Origin of the sequence: Mesorhizobium sp. M5C.F.Ca.IN.020.29.1.1 (genome assembly GCF_003997375.1) — a bacterium.
In the GTDB taxonomy this organism is placed as follows: domain Bacteria; phylum Pseudomonadota; class Alphaproteobacteria; order Rhizobiales; family Rhizobiaceae; genus Mesorhizobium; species Mesorhizobium wenxiniae.
In genome coordinates, this window is record NZ_RZSW01000322.1 from 1 (window position 1) to 7036 (window position 7036).

At 66.9% G+C, this 7036-nt stretch carries 6 protein-coding genes; 4 read left to right on the forward strand and 2 right to left on the reverse strand.

Annotation, left to right across the window (positions count from 1 at the left end; all coding sequences use genetic code 11):
- Positions 1-778: NAD(P)H-dependent glycerol-3-phosphate dehydrogenase (locus tag EOA85_RS22700; protein WP_127211244.1), on the reverse strand; the 778-nt coding region annotated here is incomplete at its 3' end.
- Entirely contained in the window at positions 775-1860 is a 1086-nt protein-coding gene (tsaD, locus tag EOA85_RS22705) for a tRNA (adenosine(37)-N6)-threonylcarbamoyltransferase complex transferase subunit TsaD (RefSeq protein ID WP_206523348.1), read from the reverse strand. The genes tsaD and EOA85_RS22700, both read right to left, overlap by 4 nt.
- A 105-nt stretch (positions 1861-1965) precedes the next feature.
- On the opposite strand from tsaD, the gene hemC reads away from it, so the two are divergent.
- The 4 genes from hemC (at position 1966) to EOA85_RS22725 (ending at position 7034) form a co-directional block, all read left to right on the forward strand.
- Positions 1966-2892 carry a hydroxymethylbilane synthase gene (gene hemC / locus EOA85_RS22710; protein WP_127211246.1) on the forward strand — a complete coding sequence of 309 codons (927 nt, stop codon included), beginning with the start codon at positions 1966-1968 and terminating at the stop codon, positions 2890-2892.
- 1 nt (position 2893) lies between these two features.
- Positions 2894-3610, forward strand: coding sequence for a uroporphyrinogen-III synthase (locus tag EOA85_RS22715; RefSeq protein ID WP_127211247.1), 717 nt, complete (start codon positions 2894-2896; stop codon positions 3608-3610).
- Between the two features lie 315 nt (positions 3611-3925).
- Entirely contained in the window at positions 3926-5422 is a 1497-nt protein-coding gene (locus EOA85_RS22720; RefSeq protein ID WP_127211248.1) for a COG4223 family protein, read from the forward strand.
- Between the two features lie 10 nt (positions 5423-5432).
- Positions 5433-7034 (forward strand): heme biosynthesis protein HemY, encoded by a 1602-nt coding sequence (locus EOA85_RS22725; protein WP_065007218.1) that lies wholly within the window; start codon positions 5433-5435, stop codon positions 7032-7034.
- The last annotated feature ends 2 nt before the right edge of the window (positions 7035-7036 follow it).

A 7036-nucleotide genomic window follows, 5' to 3' on the forward strand; every position in this document is an offset into this window, starting at 1 on the left:
GGGCGGACGAGCAGGTGAGCAAAAGATCGCCGAGGCCGGAAAGTCCCATCAGCGTTTCCGGCCTGGCGCCGAAGGCAGCACCGATGCGGCGCAATTCGACGAAGCCGCGGGTCACCATGGCGGCCTGGGCGCTGGCGCCGAGCGCGGCGCCGGTGACGGCACCCGCGGCAATGGCGAAGACGTTCTTCAGCGCGCCGCCGATCTCGACGCCGATGAGATCGTCGCTCGAATAGCAGCGCAGGTTCTGCGCGGAGAAGCGGGCGGCAAGCTCGGCCGCCAGATACTTGTCGCGGGCGGCGACCACCACGGCCGTCGGCAGGCCCCTGGCGACGTCGGTGGCGAAGCTTGGGCCGGACAGGGCGGCGACCGGATTTTCAGGCAGGATCTCTCTAGCGATGGCCGACAGCAGCGCGCCGGTGTCGCGCTCGATGCCCTTGGCGCAGAGAACCAGCGGGGCGCCTGTCGGCATATGGGTTTTCGCGGTGGCCAGCATGGCGCGCAGCGACTGCGCCGGCGCCACCGCCAGAACGCAGTCGGCGCCGTCGAGCGCGGCCTCGATGTCGCTCGTTGCCACGATGCCGGCCTGGAGCGCGATGCCCGGCAGATAGCGCTGATTTTCGCCACGGTCGATCGCGGCGACGGTCTCCGGGTCGCGCGCATAGAGGCGGACGAAATGACCGGCTCGCAGCATGGCCAGCGCCAGTGCCGTGCCCCAGGCACCGCCGCCGAGCACGGCAATGCGCCAACCGCTTGGCGCCTTGTGCCCGCTACCGGTCATGCCTTGGCTCCGCGCCGGCCCGAGCCGACCATCGGGGCAGAGATACTGTCCAGCGGCCAGCGCGAGCGCGGCCCGAAATCGGCGGCGTTCTCACCCGCGATGCCGACGCGCAGCCGTTCGATGCCGGCCCAGGCGATCATCGCCGCATTGTCGGTGCAGAGTTTGAGCGGCGGTGCGACGAAAGCAAAGCCGGCTTTCTCGCACAGGGCTTCGAGTGTCGCCTTGATCGTCCGGTTGGCAGCGACGCCGCCGGCGACGACGAGCGCAGGCTCCATCTCGCCTGGAAACTCCTGACGGAATCGGTTCAGCGCCCTCGAAACACGATCCTCCAGTGCATCCGCCACCGCCGCCTGGAACGAGGCGCAGATGTCGGCGACGTCCTGGTCGCTCAACGGGGCAATGGCCGTTGCTGCCTGGCGCACCGCGGTCTTCAGCCCGGAAAAGGAGAAATCGGGCTGCGCCGATCCCTTCATCGGCCGCGGGAAGGCGAAGCGTGCGACGTCGCCGGTCGCCGCCGCCTTCTCGACATTCGGCCCGCCAGGGTAGGGCAGGCCGAGCATCTTGGCGGTCTTGTCGAAGGCTTCGCCGAGCGCATCGTCGATGGTTGTCGCCCAGCGCTGATAGTCGCCAACGCCACGCACCGCGACGATCTGCGTGTGGCCGCCGGACACCAGCAGCAACAGGTAGGGAAAGTCGAGCCCGTCGGTCAGCCGCGCGGTCAGCGCGTGGCCTTCGAGATGGTTGATGGCGATCAGCGGCTTGTTCGCCGCGGCGGCGATCGCCTTGGCCGTCATCAGCCCGACGATCAGCCCGCCGACCAGGCCGGGCCCGGCGGTCGCGGCGATCGCGTCGATGTCGGCGAGATCGACGCCCGAATCGGCGAGCGCTGCCTCGATAATGCCGTCCAGCGCCTCGACATGGGCGCGCGCGGCGATTTCCGGCACGACGCCGCCGAAGGCGGCATGCTCCTCGATCTGGCTGAGCACGATATCGGACAGGATTTTCGGCGCGCCGCCGCCGTCCAGCGCCACCACGCTCGCGGCGGTCTCGTCGCAACTCGTCTCAATGCCCAGAACGCGGATCAATTCGTCGCTATCCCCTAGAGATTGTGCAACCAGTCTTTCCCCGTTAGGAGAAAGCCCGGAAAACGGCCTCAATCTGCCGGGGGTTATCACGGACGGCGCGCCATGCAAACAACCTTGAAAATCGGAACACGCGGCAGCCCGCTGGCGCTGGCGCAGGCGCATGAAACGCAGGCGCGACTGATGGCCGCGCACGGCATGCCGGTTGAGGCATTTGAAGTGGTCGTCATCTCGACCAGCGGCGACCGCATCCAGGACCGGCCGCTGTCGGAAGCCGGCGGCAAGGGCCTGTTCACCAGGGAGATCGAGGAAGCGCTGCTAGCGCGCCGTATCGACATCGCCGTGCATTCGTCGAAGGACATGCCGACGGTGTTGCCCGACGGGCTGGAACTGTCCGCCTTCCTGCCACGCGAGGACGCCCGGGACGTTTTCGTCGGCAAGGCGGCGAAAACGATCGCCGGATTGCCGCACGGCGCAAAGGTCGGTTCGTCGTCGCTGCGGCGCCAGGCGCTGATCCGGCGGATGCGGCCGGACCTCGACGTGGTGATGTTCCGCGGCAACGTGCAGACGCGGCTGCGCAAGCTCGACGAGGGCGTTGCCGACGGCACCATCCTTGCCTATGCCGGGCTGAAGCGGCTCGGGCTCGAAAATGTCATCACCGACCTGATGCCGCTCGACACCTTTCCGCCGGCGCCGGGGCAGGGCGCGATCTGCATCGAAAGTCGCATCGGCGACCTCGATGTGGAAAAGATGCTGACGGGAATCCATGATTTGCCGACCGGACAGGCGCTGGCCTGCGAACGGGCTTTCCTGGCTGCGCTCGACGGGTCGTGCCGCACGCCGATCGCCGGCCATGCGACGATATCGGGCGGAACGGTTGTCTTTGCCGGCCTGATAATCTCGCCGGACGGTACGCAGTCCCATGAGGTCAAGGCGGAAGGCCCGGTGCAGGATGCCGCCCAGATCGGCGAGGATGCCGCCAGGACCGTACGGGCCAAGGCTGGCGAAAAATTCTTCGACGGCTGGGCCTGACATGGTTCGTGTCCTGGTGACGAGGCCGGAACCGGGCGCCTCGCGCACGGCGCAGCGGCTTTTGGACCAGGGTTTTCAGCCGATCCTGCTGCCATTGACCGAAACGGTCGCTCTGCCGGTCGATGCGGACGGGGTCGCAGACAATGCCGTGGCCGTTGCCGTCACCAGCGCCAATGCCGTGCGTCACGCGCCGAAGGAAATCATCGCAGCGCTCGCCGGCTTGCCCTGCCATGCCGTCGGTAAAAGGACCGCGGAAGCGGCCCACACTGCGGGATTCTTCTCCGTCAGCGAAGGCCCCGGCGATGCCCAGGCGCTGGCGGATGCGCTTGCCGGCGGCTACGCCGGACAGACCATCGTCTATCTGTGCGGGCGCGTGCGGTTTTCGGGTTTCGAGCAGCGGCTGCAGGCGGCAGGCGTTCACGTCCGCACCGTCGAGACCTATGATACCGTCGCGCTGGACTGTTCCGACGAAGCCGTTCTTGCGCGCTTGTCCGGCCTGCCGGTCGAGGCGGTGCTGCTCTATTCGGCCAACGCGGCCACAGCGATGCAGGCACTGGCCGGCCGGCCGGCGCTGCTTGGCGTTTTTGAGAGGACAATTTTTTTCGCCTTGTCGGCGCGCATTGCCGCGGCGTTGGACGATGTCGCCGGCGACAGGATCCGGATAGCGCCTGAGCCCAGCGAAGATGCGCTGCTGGGCCTTTTGCAGGCGCGGCGCTGAACGGGCGCCTGCCGCTGCTGCCTGCCCGTCCCGGGCGTCAGCGCTGGGGCGACTGCCTGGATCGGCATGTTTGTTCTTGCTTTGTGCCGGCAGCTGTGCTAAGAAAATGCCTGTCGTGCCCATTCGCGACGACGACCCGCCGCCAAGGCGGGTTTTTTGTTTCTGATCTCCCTGAAGCGCAGATACGGCCCCTGCGGCGTTTTGCCAAAACTGACCTCGAAGCCACGGGCGTCATCACGCCGCCCCTTTTCACCGCTCGGTGATGTGCTAGACCCTTTCTGAACCATCCCGAAGCGAAATTTGCGGAGCCCAAGCATGGTCAAGACGCCGAAGATGCGGCATTCGAAAAGCCGTCGTGAGCCGGTGACCATCGAGCTCGAACCCGGCGCCGTCTCGCGCGTTGCCGACGAGGATGCCGCCAACGGGCGGACCGACGAGGCGAAGGCGGAGGAAGCGGCAAACGCGTCGCAGCCGGAAGCGCCTGATGAACCCGTGCATGCCGATCAGACCGACATCGAGCCGTGGGAACATGCCGACGCGGCCCCGCCGGCCGGCTCGGAAGAGCCCGCAGAGGGTGGCGCCAAAGGTGCCGAAGGACCCAAACCGACTTATCCGGCCGGCTCGGAGGCGTCGGCGAACCGGGCCTTCGACTACAGTTTCGACGACGCATCCGCCAAAGCCAGCGGGACGGGGACCAGCAACGGGACCGATGAAGCGCCGAAAGAAACCCAGACAGGGAATGAATACATGGCGCAGCCGAAGCGTGGCGGCATCAACGGCATCGCTGCCGGCTTTATCGGCGGCGTCATCGCACTCGCCGCCGCCGGAGGGCTGCAGTTTGCCGGCTTGCTCGGCGCGCCAGGGGCCGGCGATGCCTCCTCGGGCGGCGTATCGCTCGATGGCATCAATGGCGAAATCGCTTCGCTAAAGAGCGAGATCGCCGGGCTCAAGGACACAGGCGGCAACAATGATGCGTCGGCCAAGGTGGACGGGCTGTCGTCGGCCCTGGATCAGGTCAAGACGGATGTCGCTGCGCTGAAATCGGCGGTCGAGCAGGGTGGAGCAGGCGACAGTGCCGGGCTTGCAGCCCTTGGCGACAAGGTCAGGCAGATCGAGACGGAGATTGCGGCTCTTGGCCAAACCGGCAATACGGCGCCGGTCGATCTCGGCCCGCTCAACGAAAAGCTGGTCGGGCTCGACGCACTGGTGAAATCCGCCGGCGAGACGGCGAAAGCGCAGGAAGGCCGGCTTGCGGCGCTGGAACAATCCGTGTCGCAGCTTTCCGACAAGCTCGAGGCACAGGCAGCGCAACCGAAGATCGCGCTCGCCATTGCCGCATCGGCGCTGAAGGCAGCACTCGACCGCGGTGCGCCTTTCGCGGCCGAACTCGAAACCTTTGCGGCGATTTCACCCGATGCACCGGAGCTCGCGACCTTGCGTAGCTACGCCGAGAAGGGCGTTCCGACTCGGGCTGAGATCGCCGCCGAAATGCCCGCCGCGGCCAATGCCATGGTCGCTGCCTCGGAGCCCGTCGACCAGAATGCCGGCTTCCTGCAAAACCTGTTGTCGAGCGCCGAATCGCTGGTCAAGGTCCGGCCGATCGGCGCCGTCGAAGGCGCCGGGGCGCCGGAAACCGTCGCGCGTATGGAGGTGGCGGTCAACCAGGGCGACTACGCCAAGGCGCTCGGCGAATACGACACACTGCCCGAGGCGGCCAAGGCCGCCGGCGCCGAATTTGCCGGCAAACTGAAGGCGCGGACCGAAGTCGAGACGCAGATCGAGGCGCTGATCGCCAGTGCGATGAAGGCGTGAGGAAAACCCGATGATTCGCATTCTGCTTTTCCTCGCCGTCGTTTTCGTGCTCGGGCTGGGTTTCGCCTGGCTGGCTGACCGGCCGGGCGAGATGGTCGTCACCTTCAGCGGCTATCAATACCAGGTCAGCCTGATGGTGGCGGCGGTGGCGGTTGTCGCCGTGGTCGCCGCGGTGATGATCGTCTGGTGGCTGCTAAAGGCGCTGTGGAACAGCCCCTACACCATATCGCGCTATTTCCGCGTGCGCCGTCGCGACCGTGGCTATCAGGCGCTGTCGACCGGCATGATCGCCGCCGGGGCCGGTGACGGAGCGCTCGCCCGCAAGAAGACCAAGGAAGCGGCAAAGCTCATTCGCTCCGACCAGGAGCCGCTGATCCACCTGCTCGAGGCGCAAGCCTCGCTGCTCGAAGGCGACCATGAGGGTGCCCGCGAAAAGTTCGAGACCATGCTCGACGATCCCGAAATGCGGCTGCTCGGCCTGCGCGGGCTCTACCTCGAGGCCGAACGCCTCGGCGATCGCAACGCGGCGCGGCACTATGCCGGCCGCGCCGCCGCGATGGCGCCGCAGCTGGCCTGGGCCGCCGAATCGACGCTGGAAGATCTGACCGGGCGCGGCGACTGGGACGGCGCGCTGAAACTGGTCGAGGCGCAGAAATCGACGCGCCAGATCGAACGCGACGCCGCCAACCGGCGTCGCGCCGTGCTGCTCACTGCCAAGGCGCAGGCGCTGATCGACAGCGATCCCAATGCCGCCAAAACCGCTGCTCTCGAGGCCAACCGGCTGCGGCCGGATTTCGCGCCGGCGGCGGTGATCGCAGCCAAACTGCTGTTCAGACAGAATGATGTGCGCAAGGGCGCGAAGATACTGGAAGCGGCGTGGAAAGCCGAGCCGCATCCGGAGATCGCGGAGCTCTACACCCACGCCCGGCCGGGCGATGCCGTGCTCGACCGCCTGAACCGGGCGAAGAAGCTGCAGGAGATGAAGAAGAACCACGCCGAATCATCGCTGGCGGTGGCACGCGCCGCACTCGACGCGCAGGACTTTTCAACCGCCCGCAAAGAGGCCGAGGCAGCCATACGCATGGATCGCCGCGAAGGCGCCTATCTGCTTCTGGCCGACATTGAGGAGGCCGAGACCGGCGATCAGGGCAAGATTCGGCAACTTTTGTCCAAGGCAGTGCGTGCACCGCGCGATCCGGCCTGGGTTGCCGACGGCGTCGTCTCCGAACGCTGGGCGCCGGTGTCGCCGATCACCGGCAAGCTCGACGCCTTTGAGTGGCGGGCGCCGATGGAGCGGCTCGGCCAGCTCATCGACAGTGATGAGGACGCGCCGGACGCCGCAGTGCCGACGATTGCGGGGCCCATCGAGCCGGCAAAAGAAAATGTGATCGAGCTGAACCCCGCTGGTTCGGCCGAAAGACCGACCGCCGCGGCGGCCTCGGAAAGTGGCGAAGACGATGTTGCGCCGGTCAACGCCACGGCGTTTGCCGCGGTGCCACCGGATGCCGAAGCTGTCGAACCGGCGGAGGAACTGGCGCGGCTGCCCGACGATCCCGGCGTCGATCCGGACGACCAAGACCAAAAATCACCACGCAAGTTTCGATTGTTTTGATT

Bases quoted from the DNA above. Each gene is read 5' to 3' on its own strand.
- hemC (WP_127211246.1), top strand. From the start codon at position 1,966: ATGCAAACAACCTTGAAAATCGGAACACGCGGCAGCCCGCTGGCGCTG.
- EOA85_RS22715 (WP_127211247.1), top strand. From the start codon at position 2,894: ATGGTTCGTGTCCTGGTGACGAGGCCGGAACCGGGCGCCTCGCGCACG.
- EOA85_RS22720 (WP_127211248.1), top strand. From the start codon at position 3,926: ATGGTCAAGACGCCGAAGATGCGGCATTCGAAAAGCCGTCGTGAGCCG.
- EOA85_RS22725 (WP_065007218.1), top strand. From the start codon at position 5,433: ATGATTCGCATTCTGCTTTTCCTCGCCGTCGTTTTCGTGCTCGGGCTG.